Here is a 20433-nt window from a genome sequence, read left to right as displayed (position 1 = left end):
GCCTGGCCGATTTCGAACTTGGCGGCGCTGTCGGCGAGGGTTTCGACTTCGCTGGTCAGGTTGCGGGCGGCGGCGGAGGTCTGTTCCACCATGGCTGCGTTCTGCTGCGTCGAGCGATCCATGGTGCCGATCGCCACGCTGATCTCGCTGATCGCAGTGGATTGCGCCTGGTTGTCGGCGGCCATCTGGCCAAGCAGGCTGTGAACTTCGGCAACGTCGCCCGAGATGTTGGCGAGCGCGCCATCGACCTTCTGCACCATCTCCACGGCCGAGACGATGTCGGTTTGAGTGGCGGTCAGCTGGTCGCGGGCGCGAGCCGCTTCTTCTTCCGAACGCATGGCGAGCGCCGAGACGAGGTCGGCGACGACCGCGAAGCCGCGGCCCGCTTCGCCGGCACGGCCGGCTTCGACGGCGGCGTTCATGGCGAGCACGCGCGTTTGGAAAGCGATCTTGTCGAGGCCCTCGATGACGCTGTCGATGCCCTTTGCGCCATCGGCAACGCGGGCCATGGCCTGCACTGCTTCGTCGGCAACCGCGCGGCCGCCTTCCACCGTGGCGATTGCGCCATCGGCGCGGGCGACCGTGCGGGATGCGGCCTCGGCAGTGGCCTTGAGGCGTCCGTCCATCTGAGTGACGGCAGCGGAGGTCTGTTCCAGGCTGGCGGCGTTCGCCTCGGTGCGGCGGGCGAGGTCTTCAGACGCCTGGGCGATCTCGCCCGAGCCGGTGCGGATCGCTGTCGCGCTCTCCGCGACCGAGCCGATCAGGGTGCGCAAACTGGCGAGCGCTTCGTTGAAGTTCGCCTTGAGCTCGGCATAGGCGGGGGGCACGTCGGCGGTGACATCCGCGGTCAGATCGCCATTGGTGAGGCGCGACAGGCTTTCGCCCAGAATGCGGACCACTTCGGCCTGCTCCTCGCCCGACCGGCTCTGTGCAACGGCGGCGTCACGGAAGGTGACCATCCCGCGGCTCAGCCTGCCGACGCAATCCTGATACTCGGTGAACAGGATCGGGCTGGTGAGGTCGCCGGCGGCGAGCCCCTCCATGCGCACCACGGTGGTGACATAAGGGTCGCAGATGGCGGTGCGGAAGCGCTGGGCGAGGTAGATGGCGGTCAGGATCAGCCCGAAACTGATCGCCTGGCCGGTCCAGCCCAAGAAGCTCAGCCCCTGAATTGCCGCCATGAAGGCGATCATCGTCCCGAACGCGACGAGCGTCTTCTGCCGGATTGGCGCGATGGCTTGAAACCAGTGCATTTCGATCTTCCTTCTTGCTCGCGCATCGATGCGGCACATGATCTGGATCAAGCTGCCGCTGGGCGAGGCGATGCCGCATTATAGGTCGATGTCCTGCGTTACGGGTTTGTACGGAGGCCAATGCTGCCGACGGCGCGTGCACGGAAGGCCGTTAGCCGTTCTTATTCAACAGGTTGTCGGCCCGGAAAAATAACTGAAACATATTGTTTCCGATCATGAGCGGTGCTGCCGACCCCCTGCTTGGCAGCAAAAAGGGCGCCGCGGATGACCGCGACGCCCCTTGTGCCGTCATTGGATGTAAGGGTTAGAAGGACGTCCAGTCGTCGTCCGAGGCCGGGCTGATCGAGGCCGGCAGCGGCTTCACCGGCGAACGGTACGCAGCAGGCGCAACGGGCGCAGCAGGGCGGGCACTGGGTGCCGCGGCGGGGCGGAACGACTTTGGCGTCGCGACGCCGACGTCGAACTTGGCAGCCTGTTCGGCGAGGGCGGACACTTCGCTCGACAGGTTGCGTGCCGCAGCGGAGGTTTCCTCCACCATTGCAGCGTTCTGCTGCGTGGACTGATCCATGGTGCCGATCGCGACGCTGATCTGCGTGATCGCCGTGGACTGCGCCTGGTTGTCGGCGGCCATCTGGCCAAGCAGGCTGTGGACTTCGGCGACGTCGCCTGAGATGTTCGCGAGGGCGCCATCGACCTTCTGGACCATTTCCACGGCCGAGACGATGTCGGTCTGGGTGGCGGTCAGCTGGTCGCGGGCACGGGCAGCTTCTTCTTCCGAGCGCATGGCGAGCGCCGAAACCAGGTCGGCGACGACCGCGAAGCCGCGGCCCGCTTCGCCGGCACGGCCGGCTTCGACGGCGGCGTTCATGGCGAGCACGCGAGTCTGGAAGGCGATCTTGTCGAGGCCTTCGATGACGCTGTCGATGCCCTTTGCACCGTCGGCAACGCGGGCCATCGCCTGTACGGCCTCGTCGGCGATGGTACGGCCGCCTTCGACCGTCGAGATCGCGCCATCGGCGCGAACCACGGTGCGATTTGCCGCGTCGGCGGTCGCCTTCAGGCGGCCGTCCATCTGCGTCACGGCAGCGGAGGTTTCTTCCAAGCTAGCCGCGTTTGCTTCGGTGCGGCGGGCAAGATCCTCGGACGCCTGGGCGATTTCGCCCGACCCCGTGCGGATGGCGGCTGCGCTTTCGGTTACCGAGCCGATCAGCGTGCGAAGGCTGCTCAGCGCTCCGTTGAAGTTGGTCTTCAGTTCGGCATAGCCGCCGGTGAACTCGGTGCGAATGTCGCCGGTCAGATCACCTTGCGACATCTGGCCAAGCGCGGCGGCGAGGGTGTCGACAACCAACTTCTGCTCGGCATCGGCAGCGGTCTTCTCGATGTCGGCTTTTTCCTTTGCCACGGCCCCTTCGCGGAACACCAGCACGGCCTTTGCCATGTCGCCGATTTCGTCGCGGCGATCCGTACCAGCCACGTCGACGCGATTGTTGCCCGCGGCCAGCGCTCGCATCGTATCGCTCAACTGCTTCACTGGCATGGAGATAGTGCGCCGGATCAGCCACAGACCAACACCCAGCACGGCGATCGTGCCGATCACGCTCATGAGCAGCATCGAGGACGAGGCCGAACTGATCTGAGCGGTCAGTGCTGCCGATCCTTGTTCTGCCTCGGCGACGCGGTGGTCGTTGAACGCCTTCATGTCCTTGCCCAGATCGGCGACGCGCTTGTCGACCTCGGTCATCGTAGCTTTTGCGTTGGCATCGTCATTGCGCATGCCAAAAGCGATTGCCTGGCGCGCCTTGCCGTGGACGTCGTCCAGCGAAGCCTTCAAAGTATCGACACGTGCTGCGAGCGCAGGCTCGCTCTCGCGGACTTCCTTCAACTGATCGAGTGCTTGCTGATACGCTGCCTGCTCGCTCTCCGAAGCTGCCCGCGCTTCGGCGCTGTTGCCGTCATACGCCATGGTTCGATAGGCAGCGTACGCCATCTCGGTCAGGCGCCGATTGACCCGCGCCAGCTTCAGATTGTTCGGCAGCGCCGTATCGGTAAGGACCGAATAGTCTGCGTCCACCGTTCGCATGGCGTTGGATCCGGTAAACGCGATTGCTACGCTCAACAGACCCAAGACCAGCATCATCGCCAAAATCTTGGTAGAGATCTTCAAGTTCTCGATGGTCTTCATCTATAGCTCCCCCCGGACAAGGCCAAGTTGCCAGGCGCACCCACTCCCAGGCACGGACTGCACCTGAATACATGTTTGTATTTTAGAGGAAATTTGCGGGCGGCGGGGGTTATACGCAGTCTTACTTAGGGCGCCGACAAGCTCGTCGCCGGAGCACAAGGACTTGGGCCCCATGCCACTGAATAGCGCGCCAGTCTCGCTGATGCGCGCCAGCAGAATGCTTTAACGATGCGCCCTCTCCCCCTGCGAGCAGCGGGAGAGGGCGTGTTGTTCAGCTATTCGGGAATAGACCGGCCGCGAAGGCGATGCGGAGCGCTTCGGACAAGCTGCGTACCTCGAGCTTTTCCATCAGATTGGCGCGATAGATTTCCACCGTGCGCGGGCTGATGTCGAGTTCATAGGCGATGATCTTGTTCGAGCGCCCTTCGATCAGACCCTTGAGCACGTCGGTTTCACGCGGCGACAGCTTGGCGATCTTTGTCTCGGCGGCGTTGACGCGGGCGGCGGCTTCGCTGCCCTGCTCCAGACGAGCAAAGGCAGTGTCGACCAACTGCATCAGCACTTCGGCCTCATAGGGCTTTTCGACGAAATCGAGCGCGCCGGCCTTCATCGCCTGTACCGCCAGGCCGACATTGCCCTGGCCGGTCAGCACGATGGAGACGAATTTCGGGTTCTTGTTCAAGGTGACCAGAACATCGAGTCCGGTTGCCCCGGGCATGTGAAAGTCGAGCAGGAGAACCCCCGGATCGAGATCGTTCACTTCCTGAAGAAAGGCGTCCCCCGAACGGTAGCTGCGAATCAGCAGATCATTGCGAATGGAAAGCAAAGTATGAAGCGATGAGCGGACGGCATCGTCGTCGTCCACGATATATACTGTTCTCGTCATTGATCGTGACCCCCTTCGATCATTGGCAGCGTGAAACGGAAAACTGCTCCTCCTTCGGCTTGGTTGGCGGCGCTGAGGGCACCCCCATGGGCTTCGATGATACGCTTGCTTATCGAAAGTCCAATACCCATTCCGCCGCGCCCGCCCTTTGTGGTGGTGAAGCGGGTGAACATGTTTTCCAGTATCTGCGTAGGTATGCCGGGGCCATTGTCGGCAACGGCTATTTCGACCATTTGATCGTCCAACTTGCGCGAACTGATGGTCACGAGGCGGTCCGGCCGGTCGCTGTTGCGCAGCGCCTGCATCGCATTGCGGATCAAGTTGACCAGCACTTGCTGTACCTGGATGCGGTCGGCAAAGACGAACCGGACTTCGGGATCGAGCTGAAACGCCATGCGGATGTTGAAGTGCGCGGTGCCGACCTGGACCAGATCGGCGGCGTCGCGCACGGTGCGTTCGACCGATTCAGCCCGCATTTCCACTTCGCCGCGCGCCATGAAGGCGCGCAGGCGCCGGATGATCTCACCCGCGCGCTGGGTCTGGTCGACGGCCGAGCGCAGCAGCTCGATGGCCCGTTCGGACGTATCGCCGCGTTCCAGCAGCATGCGCGCGGCGGACAGGTAATTGGAAGTCGCGCTGAGCGGTTGGTTGAGTTCGTGCGCCAGGTCGGCGGCCAGTTCGCTCATGGCGCTCTGCCGCGAGACATGGGCGATATCGGCGCTGAGGTCGCTCATGCGCTCTTCGGTTTCCAGCTGCTCGCTGATGTCGCGGACGAACATGGTCAGCAGGAACTGCTCGTCGATGCGCGCCACGCCCGTGCGGATCTCGATGGGGAAGCGCCGTCCGTCGGCGGCCTGGGCGGTGCTGACGTTGATCTCGCCGATGGCGCCTTCGCCATGCTGCAGGAAGCGGCGCAGCACCGCCTGGTGCACTTCGCGCAGATGCTCGGGCAGTAGCATGGTCTCGGGCTTGCCGATCACTTCGTCCGCGCGATAGCCCCACAGCTTCTCCGCGGTCGTGCTGAACTGCCGGACGACGCCACATTCGTCGACCACGATCATCGCGTCGGGCACGGTCTCAAGCACGGAGCGCAACTGCGCCTCCCGGCTGCGTAGCGCCGTCTCGCGCTCGTCGCGCTCGGTCACGTCGACCACGACGCCGATGCTGCGCAGAGGCTTGCCGGCGACATCGTAGAAGAGACGGAACGACCCTTCGACCACGCGCTCGCCGCCATCCCTTTGCAGCAGGCGGTGGCGGAAGCTGACCTTGTCGGCATGTTCGCGCAGCGCCCGCAGGTGGTTCTCGCGTGCGTCCGCCAGATCTCCGGGAACGATCTGTTCGCGCCACATGTCCAGTGTGTCCAGGCTGCCGCGCTGGAGGCCGAGGCGCTCCTCGGCGCCGGGCGACCACGCGATCTGGCCAGTGGCATAATCCCCTTCGAACACACTCACCCCATGAACGGCGGTGGCGAGCGCCAGCCGTTCCTCGCTCGCGCGCAGTGCCTCAGTGGCGGCGACGTGCTGGGTAATGTCGGTCAGGCTATGGACGATGCAGGGCGGACGCCCGGCTTGTTCGATGCGAAGCACGCGTTCGATGGCGTGGATCTGACGCCCATCCTTGCAGACTTCCAGCATCTCGCGAACGCTCGGGTCCGTTTCGGGTGTGCCGAGCGCGCACGCGCTGCGCAGCAGGACGTAGCGGTTTTGCCCCCGTGCTTCCGCCTCGGTCCAGCCGAACAGGCGCTGGCAGCCACGCGACCAGTGCGTGATGGTGCCGTCGGGCTCGGCCAGCACGACGGTGGTCGCGTCCAGCGCCTGCGTAAGCTCGGTGGATGCACCCTGTTCGCGGGCGACGCGATTTACCGCCCAGTAGGTGACCAGCGCGACGATCACGATGTTGCAGCCCACCACCAGCAGCTGGGTCGCAAATGGGTGGAGCAATCCCAGCTGCATCACCACCAGTTCGACGACCGAGGGCGCAACCGGCAGCACGCTGACTGCCGGGATCAGCAGGCGTAGCGCCTGCCGTTCGGGCCCAGGCCTGGACAAGGTGCGGATCCAGCCGACGCCGCTGTGCAGGACGATGAGCGCGATCGAAAGGAAATACCCGACGACCATGGTGGGAACGGAAAGACGCGCTTTGCCCCAGCCGGCGATCGCCAGCCAGACCAGCAGGCCCGTGGCGAGCGCCATGCCCAGGCTGGCGCCGGCAAGCAGGCTGCCTGCTTCGGGTGGGAGCCTGCGCCGGGCAACGATGCCGACGCCGATCCCGGCGAACAGCAGCAGCAAGGTGGGGCCTATCGAAGCCGAGGGCGCGGTGCGGCTGAAGTACCCATATTTGTGCACCAGCGTAGGGAAAAGGACGTCCCGCAATCCCAGGTCGAGCGAAGTCGTGGCGTCGACGATCGCTGCCCCGGCAATAGCGGCGGTCACCGCCCAGCAACAGCAGGCGAGTCGCGGACGGTTGAAGATGGCCAGCAGTAGCCCCACCGAGACAAAGCCGAACGCGATTGCGCCGAGCGGCCATACCGGACGGCCGCCGCCGAAATCGCGTAATTGCGCAATATCGAATATCCAACCCGATAACGAAATCAGGGTGGTAAGCAGAGAGGCAAAGACCAGCGCAGCGGCAATATAGGTTGCCGTTCGCGAGCGAACACCTTCTCCCAGCAGCTCGTTACTCAACACACATTTCCATTGCCGCCGGACAAAGACATGGACTCTTCCTCAACGCCTTAGCATTGTTCGAGGGCCCGATAAACTACCACGAACATTTCCTTTGCCCCAGTAAGTCCATGGTGCAGCGCAAGGCGTGCCGCCCTTGCAAAACTTGCCCGTCCCGGCGATCAGTTGGTCGAGCGCTAGAAAGCGCCGCAACAGGGCAGGGAGTTTCGCTTGATCCGATCGATCCTAACGGCAGGGGTGGCCGCTGGGCTTGTCGCCCTCACGGCAGGCTGCACCAGTCAAGGCGCAGGTGGTACCAAGACCGCGGGCAGCGATGCTTCGTCCGACGCGTCGGCTCCGGGCCGGGGCAAGGGCTATTCGCACGACCCCTATCCCTCGACCTACCATGCTTATCCGGGCGCGGCGACGTTGGTGACCAACGTCACGATCCTGGACGGCGAGGGCGGACGGATCGAGGGTGGCTCGGTGCTGTTCCGGGACGGCAAGATCGTGGGCGTAGGCCAGAACCTTGCCCGCGACGCCGACGTCACGGTGATCGACGGACAGGGCAAGTACCTGACCCCTGGCGTGATCGACATCCACAGCCATCTGGGCGACTATCCCTCGCCAGGCGTTCCGGCGCTCTCCGACGGCAACGAGGCGACTTCCCCCGTCACGGCCGATGTCTGGGCTGAGCATAGCGTCTGGCCGCAGGACCCCGGTTTCAGCCGCGCACTAACCAATGGCGGCGTCACCACGCTGCAGATCCTGCCTGGTTCGGCCAACCTGTTCGGCGGGCGTTCGGTGGTGCTCAAGAACGTCTATGCCCGCACCATGCAGGGGATGAAGTTCCCCGGCGCGCCCTACGGCCTGAAGATGGCGTGCGGCGAGAACCCCAAGCGGGTCTATGGCTCGAAGGGACGCCAGCCGGCGACGCGGATGGGCAACATCGCGGTGGACCGCCAGACCTGGGCCAAGGCGGCCGAGTATAAGCGCCGCTGGGACAAATATGAGGACAAGGGCGGCGAGGCGCCCGGACGCGACATCGCGATGGACACGCTGCGCGGGGTGCTGGACGGTGAAATCCTGATCCAGAACCACTGCTACCGCGCCGACGAGATGGCCAATGTCATGGATATGGCAAAGGAGTTCGGGTACAAGGTGACGGCGTTCCACCATGCCGTGGAAGCGTACAAGATCGCCGACTTGCTCAAGGAAAACGGCGCCTGCGCGGCGGTGTGGGCCGATTGGTATGGCTTCAAGATGGAAGCCTATGACGCGGTCAACGAGAACCTTGCCATCCTTGAGAAGCAAGGCACCTGCGCGATGATCCATTCGGATGACGAGAACGGCATCCAGCGCCTGAACCAGGAAGTTGCCAAGGCGCGCATGGCCGGGATCAAGGCGGGCTATGACATCTCCGAAGCGCAGGCTTGGCGCTGGCTGGCGATCAACCCGGCCAAGGCGCTGGGCATCGACGACCGTACCGGCAGCCTGAAGGCGGGCAAGATGGCGGACGTGGTGCTGTGGAACGGCAATCCGTTCAGCGTGTACACGCGGCCGCAGATGGTGTGGGTCGACGGTGCGCTGCTGTACGACGCGAACAATCCGAAGCTCCGTCCGGTGTCGGACTTCGAACTGGGCCAGCCCGGCGAAGGGGATGTGAAGTGATGAAGGCGCTGCTTCTCTCCGCCGCTGCCGTGATCGGCCTTGCGGCGCCTGCCCAGGCGCAGGACATCGCCATTACCAACGCCAAGCTGGTCGTCGGCGACGGCTCCGCACCCGTCGAGGGCGGCACTGTCGTGGTGCGCGGCGGGCGCGTCGTTGCCGCCGGTGCGGGCGTGGCCGTACCTGCAGGCGTTCGGGTGGTCGATGCTGGCGGGCGCTGGGTATCGCCCGGCATCTTCGCGGGCTTCACGCGCATGGGTATCGTCGAAGTGGACGGCGTCGAAGCGACCAACGACACCAGCGCGGGCAGTTCGCCCTTCGACGCCGCGCTGGACGTCGCGCCGGCGGTGAACCCCAAGAGCACGCCGCTCGCGATCAACCGGCTGGAAGGCGTCACCCGCGCAGTGGTGGCGCCGGACAATAGCAGCGGATCGATCTTTGCAGGGCAGGGTGCGGTGATCGACACCGGCGCCGACATGGACGCCGTCACCAAACCGCGTGCGTTCCAGTTCATGGAATGGGGCGAGGCGGGTGCCCGCGCGGCAGGCGGCAGCCGGTCGGCGGCCTATGCGCTGCTCAAGAACACGTTGTTCGAAGTGCGCGACTATATCCGCAGCCCGGCGGGCTTCAACGCGCGCGGCAAGGAAGCGCTGCTGACCCGCGCTGACGCTGAGGCGCTGGTGCCGGTGGTGCAGGGGCGCACGCCGCTGCTCGCGCATGTCGAGCGGGCGTCGGACATTCTGGTGCTGCTTCAGCTCAAGCGCGAAGTGCCGGGCCTGAAGTTGGTGCTGGTGGGCGCGACCGAGGGCTGGACCGTGGCGCGGGAGATTGCCGCGGCGGGCGTGCCGGTGATCGCCTCGGCAGTCGCAGACCTACCGTCTTCGTTCGAGCAGCTGGCGGCGACGCAGTCCAATATCGGCCGGATGAAGGCAGCTGGCGTGCTGGTCGGCATCGGCACGATCAACCAGGACGAGGCGCGCCAGGCGCGTTGGGAAAAGCAATATGCCGGCAATCTGGTCGCGCTGAGGAAGATCCCGGGCGCGAGCGGGCTTAGCTGGGGCGAGGCGTTCGCCGCCATCTCGTCGCGCACTGCCGAGGCGCTGGGCATGGGCGACGAGTTTGGCTCGCTGCGTAGCGGCCGGCGCGGCGATGTGGTGATCTGGGACGGCGATCCGCTGGAACTGGGCAGTTCGGCGGCGCAGGTGTTCATCGACGGCATCGAGCAGCCGATGACCAGCCGCCAGACGCGGCTGCGCCAGCGCTATTGGAACCCGCGCGAGGGCGCGCTGCCCAAGGCGTATGAGCATTGATCCTGTCCGGGCGGGCCTGGCTCGCCCGGAACTTGGCGACGCCTTCAGCATTGCCCGTTCACGCCATCGGAGGAATGACATGAAGCAATTGCTATGGATGGCCGGGGCTGCGCTAGCGCTGGCCGGGTGCCAGGAGACGGACGAACCAGCGGCGCCGGCGAACGCGTCGGCCAACTGGACCGCCAATGCCTCGGGCGAGGATATCGGCCAGCGGGTGGCCGCGCTGTCCGACCGCGAGCGCAACGTGGTATTCATCCGCGCCATCCTAGACGCGAAGCTGCCCTGTCAGGCGGTGAAAACGTCGCAGCGGATGGAGGACCAGGACGGCCGGCCGCTATGGCGCGCGAACTGTTCGGGCGGCGGCAGCCACATGATCACGATCACACCAGACGGCACCGCGAACATCGTCAGCCGTTCGGACCGGTAAGCGGCGGCGGGTCGCTGCGCTATTGCGGCTTGGTAGCCAAGGTCAGCTTCGGAACGGTCGGCTGCGGGAGTTGGAGAGTGTTCCTTGTGGCCCGTAAGACGAAGGGAGGTTCCGCCCGGAACCTCCCTCCTTGGTCTAGCGGGATTGCGAGCCTTAGAGCCCGATCACCCCGCCGTCGTTCTTGGTGATCACCACCGTGGCCGAGCGCGGGCGCACCGAAGCATCGGCGGTGCCGGTGGCCTGGCTGTACGGCCAGTGGCCTGACGGCGCGGCGACCGTGCCGCCATCGCCGGGGTGCTGAATGCCGACGAACAGCGTGCGGCCGTCCGGGGTGGTGTCCAGGCCGGTGATCTCGCAGTCCTTGGGGCCGACCAGAAAGCGCTTCAGCGTCGCGGCGGTGGGGGCTGCGCCTACGCGAGTGGCCTGGGTGCGGGTGCCGCTGGTGATGGTGCGCGCGCCGCCGTCGCCGACGCTGCCCGGAAGTGCGGCGAGCATCATGCAGTTGGTGACGTCGGTGTAGGCGCCGTCGTCGGTCTGGAACCACAGCAGCGGCTTGACCTGGCCGGCGACGCTGGTGCTGCGCGCAAACGCCATGCCGTCCGGGCTTGAGAAGTCCTGGTCAGCGGTCAGGCCCGACACGTTGATGTTGGCTGGATCGAGATCCGAACCCGCACCGAACAGGTAGATGTCCCATTTGAACGCAGTGGCTTCGGTGGTGTCGCCATCCTCGCGCAGGCGGATGATGTGGCCATTGGCATTGCCGTTGCTGGCGCCGCCAGTGATCTTGGGATCGGAGTAGGAGCGCGGATTGGCGGCGTCGACCGCTGCGGCGGTGCGGCCGCTGTTGTTGGTGAGGGTCAGATACACTTCGCCGGTCACCGGGTTGACTGCGGTCCATTCCGGTCGGTCCATCGGCGTGGCGCCGACCACGCTGGCGGCGAGGCGGGTGTTCACCAGCACATCGGCCTGGTCCGCGAACGGATAGGCTGCGTTCGACGAGTCGATGCCGTTCTGGCCATAGACCAGCGGCAGCCAGATGCCGGTGCCGTCGGCATTGAACCGGGCGACGTAGAGCGTGCCGCGGTCCAGATACTTGTCACCCATCGCCAAACGGTCGGTCGCATTGGCATCGGCTTCGGCCCAGGCGGTCGCCGAGACGAACTTGTAGAGATGCTCGATGCCGGAATCGTCCCCCATGTACCAGGCAGGCTTCCTGCCGGCGGCGAACTTGCCCGGCCACGCGCCTTCATGGCCGAAGCGCCCGAGCGCAGTGCGCTTTCGCGGGGTCGAGTTCGGATTGTAGGGGTCGATTTCGACCACCCAGCCATATTGGTTGGCTTCGTTGCGGAAGTCGGTCGTGGCCGAGCTGCCGGTCGCGCGGATATCCCAGCGGCGGAAGCGGGTGTCGGTGGGATCGCTCGCCACGACGGTGGCCCAGCCATAGCTGCCGTTCGCCGTGGCGGAGATGCCGTAGCGGGCGAAGGATGCGGTTTCCTTGGCCGAGCGGGTGACATCGCCGGTCCGGCGGAAATAGCCGGCCCAGTTCTCTTCACAGGTCAGCAACGTGCCCCAGGCAGTGATGCCGTTGGCGCAATTGTTGATCGTGCCGCGGCCGCTGGTGCCGTCGGGCGAATAGGCAGTCTTGAGCAGGTCCGAACCGCGTGCGGGGCCATAGAGCGCCATCGGGGTGTTCGGGGTGATGCGGCGGTTGAAGCTGCTGGCCTGCACCATGGTCCAGGCGCGGTTTGCGCCTTCAGTGAGTTCGGTGATGCTGACGCCGTGCGCTTCGATCTCCTTGATCGCTTCGCTTTCGAGGCGGTTTGCACCGGTGGTGGCGCCGTTAGCGTGCAGATACTTCTGGGTGATGTTCTCATGGTTCTGCACCATGAGGCCGCGGGTCGAGCTGTTCGGGTCGCGCGTGCCCGAGCTGTTGAGCCCGAACCACTGAAGCGCGTCGTGATGATCGCCGATGCGCTGCGCGAAGTTCGTGTCGGTGCCGTCATTCTTGTACGCGGGCACGTTGGCGGCAATCGGATCGCCCAGTCGATTGATGACCTGCAGCGTATAGCCCTCTGGGATCGACACCACGTCGGCCAAGCTCTTGGGCACGGCGGTGAAGCCGAGCGTCGCGGGATTGACGGTGACGGTCGCGATGCCGGTGGCGCTGCGGCCCTGGGCATCGGCGGCGGCGAGCTGGAAGGTGAAGGTCGTCGCGGCGCTTACCGCTGGCGCGATAAAGGTTGGGTTCTTGCTGGTGGGGTTGGTCAGCGACACGGTGGGGCCGGCGGTCTGCGTCCAGGATAGCGCTTCGACGCCCTTGTCGTCGGTCGCGTCGCCGTTCAGCGTGACCAGGCGGCCGGCGCTGGTGCTGATCGCCGCCCCGGCGTTGACGGTCGGCGGCGTGTTGTTGTCGCTGTCGTTCTGCTCGGTGCTGTCGCAGGCCGCGAGCACGGAGCCGCCAAGGGTCGCAGCGACGATCGCCGATCCGCCGCGCAGCGTCTGGCGGCGCGAGAGGCGGCGCTCGGCCAGTTCGTTCAGGCTGACGGCGGTGCTGGTGTTGGTGTCGACGTCGCCATCGGTATAGCCAAAGCCCGTCTCGGTAAGGTCGTTCATGGAATCGGTCCCCCAGGACGCCGGAGTCATCGCGACCCGGACTAGGGCGCTCTTGAGAGGGTGAAATTACGCGGTGATGTGAAACCGGTTGCGCTCGCGTGACGAGTTGGTGACCGCAATGTGACGCTTTGCGCTGGGGCGGCGGAGGGCGTAAGCGGCGCGCCATGCGAGCCGGCGAGCCTGACAAGGAAGACGTGCCACCACCGGGCGAAAGCCTGACGGCGAAGCTGTTTCGATCTGCGCGCGGCGCTGGGCGTGCGCCTGCCGGGGCGAAGGCATCGGGGCAGTGGCGCGAAGCGGCGCTGCTGGCGGGGCTGATCGCTATGGGGCCGGTGCTGACGATCGCCGGCGCGCAGATGCTTGCCGTACAAGAGCGCGGGCAGGCGGAGCGGCTGGAGGCGCAGCTTGCGCCGCGGCTTGCCCGGCGCGCCTCGGCCGAGCAGGCGCGCGACCTGCTGTCGCCGGTGATCAGCCGTGCGACGCTGGGCGCCACCTTTGAGGCGCTTGCCCGCGGACTGCCCAAGGACGCCAGCGTTGTTCGGGCCGAACGGGGTGCCGACGGCACGCTGCAACTGGCGTTGCGCACGCCCGATCCCGACGCGCTGCGCGCCGCCCTCCGCCGGGTGCCTGCATTGTCGGGGCTGCGCGAAGTGGGGCAGCAAAGGTCTGACGCGGCGATGATCGTGTTGTTGCAGGGGGCGGGGACGTGAACCGCCGGTCGCTTGCGCTGGGCGTGGCCGGCGGCGCGGCTGCGGTGGTTCTGCTGAGCCCGCTGTCATCCGACGCGCTGGAGACATTGCGGGCGGCGCAGACCGTTCACGCACGGCTTGGCCTGGAAGCGAAGCGGGGTGATGTGGCGGTAGCCCTGGTCTCCCCGGGGCTGGCGAGTTCGGCACGCGATGAGGCGGCAGCACGGGCCGCGATCCTGGGGCGGGTGAACCTGCTGGCGCGCAACGGCGGGGTGCTGGTTGAAACGGTTGCGGCGGTGCCGATGCCGCAGGGGCTGGCGGCCGTGCGCCTGCGGGTGTCGGGTGCGGAAAAGGCAGTGCTCGCCTTTGCCGATGCGCTGGAACGGCAAAGGCCGCTGATGCGGTTGCGTAGCTGGCGCGTGGAGCCAATGGCCGGCGGCATCCGCCTTTCGGGAGAGGTCCTGGCGCCATGGCAATGACCATACCGCGCCACTGGTGGCCGTTGCTGGGTGGCGGCGCGTTCGCGCTGCTGATGCCCGCGGTGCTGCTGCTGCCCGCCGGGCGAGGAGCGGCCGGACCGGAGGGGCAGGCGCTCCCGCCGCTAGGGGCAGAGGCGCCGCCGGTGCTTCAGGCCGTGTACGAGCGGCCGTTGTTTGCTGCGCCCGCCGAGCAGGTGGATGCAGCGTTGCCCGAGGATGCGCCGCAGCTGGTGGGCATCGTCGGGCGGCTAGGGGAGGATGCCGTGGCGCTGGTTCGCGGCGGCGACGGCGCCACGCGGACGCTACGTGTCGGCGAAAGCGTCGATGGCTGGCAGCTCGCCTCGCTGGCGATCGACGCGGCGTTCTTCACTCGTGGCGCGCAGCGGGCGCGCGTCCCGCTGCCTGCCGGTTGAGGGTTCAGTAGATGCCGTCGATCTCCACCGTCAGGCGCGGAGTCGGCGGGGCGAGCAACAGGCTGTTGCGGCGATTGTTTTCCAGCTCGTCGGCACGAAGGCGGTTGTAGCGATCCCTTGTCGCCGCGCTGGCATCGGCGGTGTCGCGCAGGATCGTGGGCTTGAGGAAGATGAACAGGGTGCGCTTTTGGCGCTGCTCACGCCGGCTCTTGAACAGCTCGCCGACAATGGGGATGTCGCCCAGGATCGGCACCTGCCGGCGCGCGTCCTGATAATCGTCGCTGATCAGCCCGCCGAGCACGATGGTTTCGCCATTGTCAGCCAGCACGGAGGTGTTGATCGCGCGACGATTGGTGATGAGGTCGGACGCGCCGGACACCGTAGAGGTGGCGATGGAGGATGCCTCCTGGTTGACCTGAAGCCTGATCGTGTCGCCGGCATTCACGCGCGGCAGGATGCGCAGGGTGATGCCGACATCCTTGCGCTCGATCGTGGTGTAGGGGTTCACGTCACTCGAATTGGTCAGGATCGAGCCGGTCACGAACGGCACGTTCTGACCTACGACGATCTCGCCCACGACGTTGTCGAGCGTGGTGATCTGCGGCGTCGACAGCAGGTTCGCGCGCGTGGACACGCCGAGCGCCTGGACCAAGATCGAGAAGTCGTCGCTGACCGCTAGGTTGCCGGTGAGGCCACCGCTCAGCAGCGCGGCGCCCGGCACGCCGAGTGTGGCGAGGATGCGGCCAAGCGAGGGACCACCGGTCTCACCCTCGAACGACGTGCCTACTCCACCGCGGTTGAGCGCCGCGCCGGCTGCGCCAAGCTGTATCGCCAGCGCCTCGGCATCGTCGCCAGTAATCTCGGCAATGGCGGCTTCGATGATGACCTGCGGACGGCGCACGTCCAATTCTGTGATCAGCCCCTCGATCGAGTTGATCGCCGCGGGCGTGCCGCGCACCACCACGGCGTTCAGCTCGGGCGCCGGCTGGACGGTCAGGTCGGGGGTGGAGAAACCCTGGGGCCGCTGCTGCGGCTCGCTGCTCATCTGCGGCTGTGCCTGTACGCCCAGGCCACCGCCGAGCCCCCCTGCCGCCGCTGCGGCGCCGATGCCGCCGCTGGTCGCTGCCGAACTGTTGGGCAGCGCCGAGAGGATCTGGGACGGGTTCTGGCGCATAAACGGATTAGAGTTGCCGCCCGACAGGCTGCGCGCCACGGGATTGTCGGCGCTCTCGCCCTGGCCGAGCACGCCGCGCAGCACGTCCGTTACGGACTCGGCGTCGGCATAGTTCAGGCGGAACATGCGCGTGATCGGGGTGGCACCACCCGGCTGGTCGAGCGTGATGGCGATGCGGCGCGCTTCAGCGACTGCCGCGGGCGTGCCGCGAATGATGACGGTGTTGCTGCGCGCGTCGGCCGCAACGCGCGCGCCGGTGCCGCCCTGCGCATCGCCGAGCACGCCCTGGAGCGACTGAGCGACGTCGCCGGCATTGCCGTTGCGCAGCGTGATGGTCGCGAAGCTTTGACCACTGCCGCCGTCCAGCTGGCGAGCGATCGCCTCTACCCGGCGGACGTTGTCGGCATAGTCGGTGACGACGATGGCGTTGGGCGCGGTCAGGGGCTCGACGCTGCCAAAGGTGGCAACGAGCGGCCGGACGACCCGCGCGACATCGGCGGAGGGCACGTTGGACAGGCGCACCATGCGCGTGACCAGTTCCTGTCCGCCCGCGGCGCGGCTGGGCACGCCGCCATCGCGCACCGCGTTGGCGGCAGGGACGATGCGCCATGCCCGACCTGAGCGGACGGCGGAGAAGCCGTTGGCGCGCAGCACCGACTGGAACAGCTCCCACACGCCCGCCTTGGTCAGCGGGGTAGCGGAGGTGACGGTGACTGCGCCTTTGACCGCCGGGTCAAGGATCAGCGTGCGCCCGGTGATGCGCGAAATCTGGTCGGCGACGTCGGTGATCTCCACGCCCCGCATGTTGATCACGACATCGGCGGCTTCGGTTTCGACGGTCTGCGCGGCCGCAGCCATGCCATCCAGCGCAGTGCCGGCGAGCGCGAGGGCGGCGAGGGTGGAGCGAAGCTTGGACACTTGCGGTTCTCTTTAACGCAGCGGAACGGTGAGCGTGAGGCGCTTACCATCGCGAAGGATCTGGATCTGGGCGGAGCCGCTGGATTGGGCAGCGGCAAAGGCGGCTTGAGCGGCGGTCTGGTCGGACAGAGAGGTGCCGTTGACCGACTGGATGACGTCGCCAGCGACCATGCCGGGCGGGCCATTGTCGCCGATGCGATAGCCGCCATTCACCGGGCTCGCGTCGAAGCGCTGCAACAATGCAGCCGTTCCAGCGGCAGGCGGTGCTGCGGGGGCGGTGGTGCCGCCTGGCGCTGCGGCACCGGGCTGAGGACCCTGTGCGGCGGCGGCCTGGCGCTGTGCGGGCGTCAGCGTGGGATCGGGAAAGGCGAGGAACTCGCTGCGTCCGCCGGCCGAAAGGATCACCCGGTCGCGTAGGATCGCCTGGATGGTCGCCCCGTTCACCGCCTCGCCGACATGGAAGGCAGTGGCCGGCTGGCCGCTCACGGCGATGAACGCCGTCGACAGTGACGCCGGAACCGCTGCGACAACGCCCTTCAGTTCCAACGGCATAGTCGTTGCCTGGGCGGCTTCCGTGGCCGAGGCCTTGCCGAACGGCGCCAGCGCCAGGGCCGCGGCGACGTCCGGCGCGACGGCAGGGGCGCTGCGCCCCGAAGGCACCGTGATCGCGCCGGTGCTGGCATGGCCGGCGATCCGCCAGGTCAGCCCGGCCAGCGCAAAGGCGACCGATACCACCACCGCGCCGGTAAGCACGTCGAGCAGCGTGCGTGCCTGTCGCGGCGTAAGGGTGAAGGCGGGGTTCATCGGCCGCGACCGTCCACGAAGCCGTCGAGCGATGCAAGCGCCGAGCGCTCGTTCAGCGCGAAGACGTTGATGCGGACCCGCTGGATCTCCGGATCATCGGTGCGGCGGCGTTCCACCGCCACGCGCCACTGTTGCCCCAGCATCGGCACCTGCTCACCAGTGCCGGTTATGCCGGCCTCCAGTTCGGCCAGCCGGTTCTCCGCAACCCACATGGCTGCGCTGCGGCGTTCGAGCCCGCGCGTCGAATCGATGTGTGATTCCACCGTGCGCATCAGGCCGACCGTGGCGATGGCGAGCACCGCCAGTGCGACCAGCGCCTCGATCAGCGAAAAGCCGTCTTCGTTCATGCGCGCGGTGCCGGCGCGGCGCTGGCGGTCAGGCCGTCATAGGAGACTCGCCAGCGCTGGTCACCGCGCTCGATCGTTGCCGAGAGCGGCCGTCCCGCGCCATCGACGCCCAGCATCACAGGCGGCTTGGCGCTCAGTGTCACGACGATGCCGTCGGGCAGGCGGTGAAAGGCCAACGCATCGTCGGTGCGCGCGATCATCCTACCATCCGGGCCGATCGTAGCGAAGCCATAGCCATGCTTCTCGGCCGTGAAGGCGATCATGCGGTCGCCCAGCATCGCGTCGTCGGCGGCGGCCTGGAGCCGCATGGCCAGGCGGCGCGCTTCGGTTTCCACCGTAGGCGCACGTGTCGCCGCGCCGATGCCCAGCGTCACCGCGCCCGCGGCGACGCCGATGATGACCAGCACGATCAGCATCTCGATCAGGGTCATGCCCGCTTCGGCATGCCCTTTGCCAATGCTGACCCCCCCCCGCATGGGATCAGCCCTTGCCCTCGATATCCGCGTCGACGCCCTGGCCGCCGGGCTTCGCATCCTTGCCGAGCGACCGGATCGTGAAGCTGCCGCCCTGCGAGCTATAGACGTAGGGTTGACCCCAGCCATCGAGTGGTGGGGCGGACAGATAGCCGCCCTGTGCCCAGTTGCTCGGCACCGGCGGCGCGGTCGGTTTTTCCACCAGCGCCTTCAGCCCCTGTTCGGTGCTGGGGTAATCACCATTGTCGAGGCGATACATCTTGAGCGCGCCTTCGATGGAGGAGATGTTGCCCTTGGTCGTGGTCGCCTTTGCTTCGTCTGGACGCCCGATCACGTTCATGGTGATCAGCCCCGCCACGACGGCGATGATCACCAGCACGATCAGCATCTCGATCAGGGTCAGGCCGGCTTCGCCATTGGGCACGGCACGGCGCTTGCGCGACGGCTCCGGTGGTGCGATGTCACTAAACTGTTTCAATTCTATGCGCATCCCCGCCCCATGCGTCCTTCCCATGAAGCAAATGTGACACAAGCTGCCCGACCCATTGGTGTACCCGACCAGACGGACGCCCCCGCGGCAGGCGTTTGGACGCTCGCGGGTGGCCGGCTGATCATAGCCGAGCCGGGTGGGCCCGCAACCGTCCTCGTGCCGACCGAGCAGGTGCGGCTGCTTGCCGTCGACCTGCCGCTTTCTACACGCGCCAAGCGGTTGGAAGCGTTGCCCTTTGCGATCGAGGACCAGATCGCCGAGCCGATCGACTCACTGCACGTGGCGCTGGGTGCCGAGATCGCGCCCAAGCGCTATCTGGTGGCGGTGGTACGGCATGCGGTGATGGCCGCCTGGGTGGATGTCGCGGAAGAAGCGGGCCTGGGGCACGCGGCGATGGTCCCCGACGCGCTTGCGCTGCCGCGGCCGAGCGAGGGGCAGTGGGCCGTCGACCTTGGCAACGAGCGCGCGGTGGTGCGAACGCCCGATGGGGCGGGCTTTGCAATTTCAGCGCCGCTTCTTCGTTCCGCCTGGGACGCGGCGGGGAAGCCGCCTGTGGTCGCTTATGGCGCGACCTTGCCAGACGACATGCTGCTTGCCGAAGGGGAGATCGCGCCGCAGCCGCTGGCGACCCGCCTCATCAATCCGGCACTCGACCTTCGCCAGGGTCTTTTTGCCCGCCGGCGGCCCGCCTTGCCGAACCTTTGGCGCCGGCTCGGCTGGATCGCGGCGGTGGGCGCAGCGGCGCATATCGTCATCGCAGCCGCCGATACGCTGATGCTGCGCGCGATCGCCGACAGACGCGCGGAAGAGACCCGCACCGTTGCAGCGCTGGCCGCGCCGGGCGTGAACCTGAGCGGTGACTTCGCCGCGAGCCTTGCCGACCTTTTGCCAAGCGGGTCGGCGGCTGCCCCTGACCTGTTCCTGCCGCTGCTCACCCGGGTGTCGGGTGCGCTGGGGCCCGTCGCGGGCGGGCTGACGGTGCGCGGCATTGGTTTTCAGGCGAACACGCTCACCATGGATGTCGAAGGAAGCGATGCCGGGCTGGTCGGCCGTATCGACGCGGCGCTGCGCGCAGCGAGGGTGTCTGGGCAGGTCACGCAATCGCCCGATGGCGCGATCCGCATCACGGCGAGGGCGGCATGAGAGTCATCGTGACCTACCTGCCGACGCTCGATGCGGCACTGATCCGCTTGGATAACTGGTGGGGTGGGCTGAGCCGGCGCGAGCGCGTGCTGCTGAGCATCCTCGGGCTGCTGCTGGCAGGCGTGGTGCTGATCTATGGCGTGGTGAAGCCGCTGCAATCGGCGCGGGCCGAGGCCGTGGCCGACATCCGCACCTATGAGACGCTGAGCGCGCGCATCCGCGCGGCGGGCACGCTGACCACGACGCGGACACAGCGCAGGCAGGGCCCCCCGGCGCAGGTGGTGAGTGCGTCGGCGTCCGGCTTCGGGCTGGCGGTTGGGCCGCAGGTGGTGCCTGGCGGTGTGCGGGTAATCGTGGCGGATGCGAGCTACGATTCGCTGATGGCATGGCTGGCGGATTTGAGTGCCACCAGCGACCTGCGGGTGCGCGGGCTGTCGATCCAGCGCCGGCCTGCTGCTGGACGCGTGTCCGCGACCGTGGAGTTCGTCGGGTGAGCGAGAC

18 protein-coding genes are annotated in these 20433 nt (G+C 66.9%); 8 read left to right on the top strand and 10 right to left on the bottom strand.

The window, feature by feature from the left end:
- From LQ953_RS13895 to LQ953_RS13880, 4 genes are all read right to left on the bottom strand, one after another.
- A partial coding sequence (locus LQ953_RS13895) for a methyl-accepting chemotaxis protein (RefSeq protein ID WP_231031505.1) occupies positions 1-1253 on the bottom strand: 1253 nt, incomplete at its 3' end.
- A 304-nt stretch (positions 1254-1557) separates the two neighbouring features.
- The gene (locus LQ953_RS13890) at positions 1558-3435 is read right to left on the bottom strand and encodes a methyl-accepting chemotaxis protein (RefSeq protein ID WP_231031504.1); all 1878 of its coding nucleotides are present in this window, start codon (positions 3433-3435) and stop codon (positions 1558-1560) included.
- A gap of 271 nt (positions 3436-3706) precedes the next feature.
- On the bottom strand, positions 3707-4321 hold the full coding sequence (locus LQ953_RS13885; protein ID WP_231031503.1) for a response regulator transcription factor: 615 nt from the start codon (positions 4319-4321) through the stop codon (positions 3707-3709).
- Positions 4318-7005 carry a PAS domain-containing sensor histidine kinase gene (locus tag LQ953_RS13880; protein WP_231031502.1) on the bottom strand — a complete coding sequence of 896 codons (2688 nt, stop codon included), beginning with the start codon at positions 7003-7005 and terminating at the stop codon, positions 4318-4320. Before LQ953_RS13880 ends, LQ953_RS13885 begins: the two co-directional genes overlap by 4 nt.
- Positions 7006-7215: 210 nt before the next feature.
- Between LQ953_RS13880 and LQ953_RS13875 the strand changes: the two genes are divergently transcribed.
- The 3 genes from LQ953_RS13875 (at position 7216) to LQ953_RS13865 (ending at position 10389) form a co-directional block, all read left to right on the top strand.
- Positions 7216-8655 carry an amidohydrolase gene (locus tag LQ953_RS13875; protein ID WP_269141493.1) on the top strand — a complete coding sequence of 480 codons (1440 nt, stop codon included), beginning with the start codon at positions 7216-7218 and terminating at the stop codon, positions 8653-8655.
- Positions 8655-9962 carry an amidohydrolase family protein gene (locus LQ953_RS13870; RefSeq protein ID WP_231031501.1) on the top strand — a complete coding sequence of 436 codons (1308 nt, stop codon included), beginning with the start codon at positions 8655-8657 and terminating at the stop codon, positions 9960-9962. Before LQ953_RS13875 ends, LQ953_RS13870 begins: the two co-directional genes overlap by 1 nt.
- 79 nt (positions 9963-10041) lie before the next feature.
- The gene (locus LQ953_RS13865) at positions 10042-10389 is read left to right on the top strand and encodes a hypothetical protein (protein ID WP_231031500.1); all 348 of its coding nucleotides are present in this window, start codon (positions 10042-10044) and stop codon (positions 10387-10389) included.
- 153 nt (positions 10390-10542) lie between these two features.
- Here LQ953_RS13865 and LQ953_RS13860 read toward each other — a convergent pair whose 3' ends face one another.
- Positions 10543-13002 (bottom strand): PhoX family protein, encoded by a 2460-nt coding sequence (locus LQ953_RS13860; protein WP_231031499.1) that lies wholly within the window; start codon positions 13000-13002, stop codon positions 10543-10545.
- A gap of 164 nt (positions 13003-13166) precedes the next feature.
- On the opposite strand from LQ953_RS13860, the gene LQ953_RS13855 reads away from it, so the two are divergent.
- Genes LQ953_RS13855 through LQ953_RS13845 form a run of 3 tightly spaced genes read left to right on the top strand, consistent with a single transcriptional unit; the run spans position 13167 to position 14583 of the window.
- Positions 13167-13712: a hypothetical protein gene (locus LQ953_RS13855; RefSeq protein ID WP_231031498.1), complete on the top strand. Its 546-nt coding sequence runs from the start codon at positions 13167-13169 to the stop codon at positions 13710-13712.
- Positions 13709-14170, top strand: coding sequence for a hypothetical protein (locus LQ953_RS13850; protein WP_231031497.1), 462 nt, complete (start codon positions 13709-13711; stop codon positions 14168-14170). The genes LQ953_RS13855 and LQ953_RS13850 overlap by 4 nt, the downstream gene beginning before the upstream one ends.
- On the top strand, positions 14167-14583 hold the full coding sequence (locus LQ953_RS13845; RefSeq protein WP_231031496.1) for a hypothetical protein: 417 nt from the start codon (positions 14167-14169) through the stop codon (positions 14581-14583). The genes LQ953_RS13850 and LQ953_RS13845 overlap by 4 nt, the downstream gene beginning before the upstream one ends.
- 4 nt (positions 14584-14587) lie before the next feature.
- Here the strand turns inward: LQ953_RS13845 and gspD are convergent, their stop codons facing one another.
- Genes gspD through gspG form a run of 5 tightly spaced genes read right to left on the bottom strand, consistent with a single transcriptional unit; the run spans position 14588 to position 18777 of the window.
- Positions 14588-16675 (bottom strand): type II secretion system secretin GspD, encoded by a 2088-nt coding sequence (gene gspD / locus LQ953_RS13840; protein WP_231031495.1) that lies wholly within the window; start codon positions 16673-16675, stop codon positions 14588-14590.
- Positions 16676-16687: 12 nt separating this feature from the next.
- A complete protein-coding gene (locus tag LQ953_RS13835) occupies positions 16688-17479 on the bottom strand; it encodes a type II secretion system protein N (RefSeq protein WP_231031494.1) in 792 nt (263 codons plus the stop codon).
- Complete coding sequence (gspI, locus tag LQ953_RS13830; protein ID WP_231031493.1) at positions 17476-17826, bottom strand: type II secretion system minor pseudopilin GspI; 351 nt, start codon at positions 17824-17826, stop codon at positions 17476-17478. Before gspI ends, LQ953_RS13835 begins: the two co-directional genes overlap by 4 nt.
- A complete protein-coding gene (locus tag LQ953_RS13825; RefSeq protein ID WP_231031492.1) occupies positions 17823-18302 on the bottom strand; it encodes a prepilin-type N-terminal cleavage/methylation domain-containing protein in 480 nt (159 codons plus the stop codon). Before LQ953_RS13825 ends, gspI begins: the two co-directional genes overlap by 4 nt.
- Before the next feature lie 4 nt (positions 18303-18306).
- Complete coding sequence (gene gspG, locus LQ953_RS13820) at positions 18307-18777, bottom strand: type II secretion system major pseudopilin GspG (RefSeq protein WP_231031491.1); 471 nt, start codon at positions 18775-18777, stop codon at positions 18307-18309.
- Between the two features lie 45 nt (positions 18778-18822).
- On the opposite strand from gspG, the gene gspL reads away from it, so the two are divergent.
- Positions 18823-19932: a type II secretion system protein GspL gene (gspL, locus tag LQ953_RS13815; protein WP_231031490.1), complete on the top strand. Its 1110-nt coding sequence runs from the start codon at positions 18823-18825 to the stop codon at positions 19930-19932.
- Positions 19929-20426 (top strand): type II secretion system protein GspM, encoded by a 498-nt coding sequence (gspM, locus tag LQ953_RS13810; RefSeq protein WP_231031489.1) that lies wholly within the window; start codon positions 19929-19931, stop codon positions 20424-20426. Before gspL ends, gspM begins: the two co-directional genes overlap by 4 nt.
- Positions 20427-20433: the final 7 nt, after the last annotated feature.

Source organism: Sphingomonas sp. IC-56 (assembly GCF_021043375.1).
In the GTDB taxonomy this organism is placed as follows: Bacteria; Pseudomonadota; Alphaproteobacteria; order Sphingomonadales; family Sphingomonadaceae; genus Sphingomonas.
The sequence above is the reverse complement of the archived record's forward strand: the minus strand, read 5'-3'. Positions and strand labels throughout refer to the sequence as shown.

Bases quoted from the DNA above. Each gene is read 5' to 3' on its own strand.
- LQ953_RS13890 (WP_231031504.1), bottom strand. From the start codon at position 3,435: ATGAAGACCATCGAGAACTTGAAGATCTCTACCAAGATTTTGGCGATG.
- LQ953_RS13885 (WP_231031503.1), bottom strand. From the start codon at position 4,321: ATGACGAGAACAGTATATATCGTGGACGACGACGATGCCGTCCGCTCA.
- LQ953_RS13870 (WP_231031501.1), top strand. From the start codon at position 8,655: ATGAAGGCGCTGCTTCTCTCCGCCGCTGCCGTGATCGGCCTTGCGGCG.
- LQ953_RS13865 (WP_231031500.1), top strand. From the start codon at position 10,042: ATGAAGCAATTGCTATGGATGGCCGGGGCTGCGCTAGCGCTGGCCGGG.
- LQ953_RS13860 (WP_231031499.1), bottom strand. From the start codon at position 13,002: ATGAACGACCTTACCGAGACGGGCTTTGGCTATACCGATGGCGACGTC.
- LQ953_RS13855 (WP_231031498.1), top strand. From the start codon at position 13,167: ATGCGAGCCGGCGAGCCTGACAAGGAAGACGTGCCACCACCGGGCGAA.
- LQ953_RS13845 (WP_231031496.1), top strand. From the start codon at position 14,167: ATGACCATACCGCGCCACTGGTGGCCGTTGCTGGGTGGCGGCGCGTTC.
- LQ953_RS13835 (WP_231031494.1), bottom strand. From the start codon at position 17,479: ATGAACCCCGCCTTCACCCTTACGCCGCGACAGGCACGCACGCTGCTC.
- gspI (WP_231031493.1), bottom strand. From the start codon at position 17,826: ATGAACGAAGACGGCTTTTCGCTGATCGAGGCGCTGGTCGCACTGGCG.
- LQ953_RS13825 (WP_231031492.1), bottom strand. From the start codon at position 18,302: ATGCGGGGGGGGGTCAGCATTGGCAAAGGGCATGCCGAAGCGGGCATG.
- gspM (WP_231031489.1), top strand. From the start codon at position 19,929: ATGAGAGTCATCGTGACCTACCTGCCGACGCTCGATGCGGCACTGATC.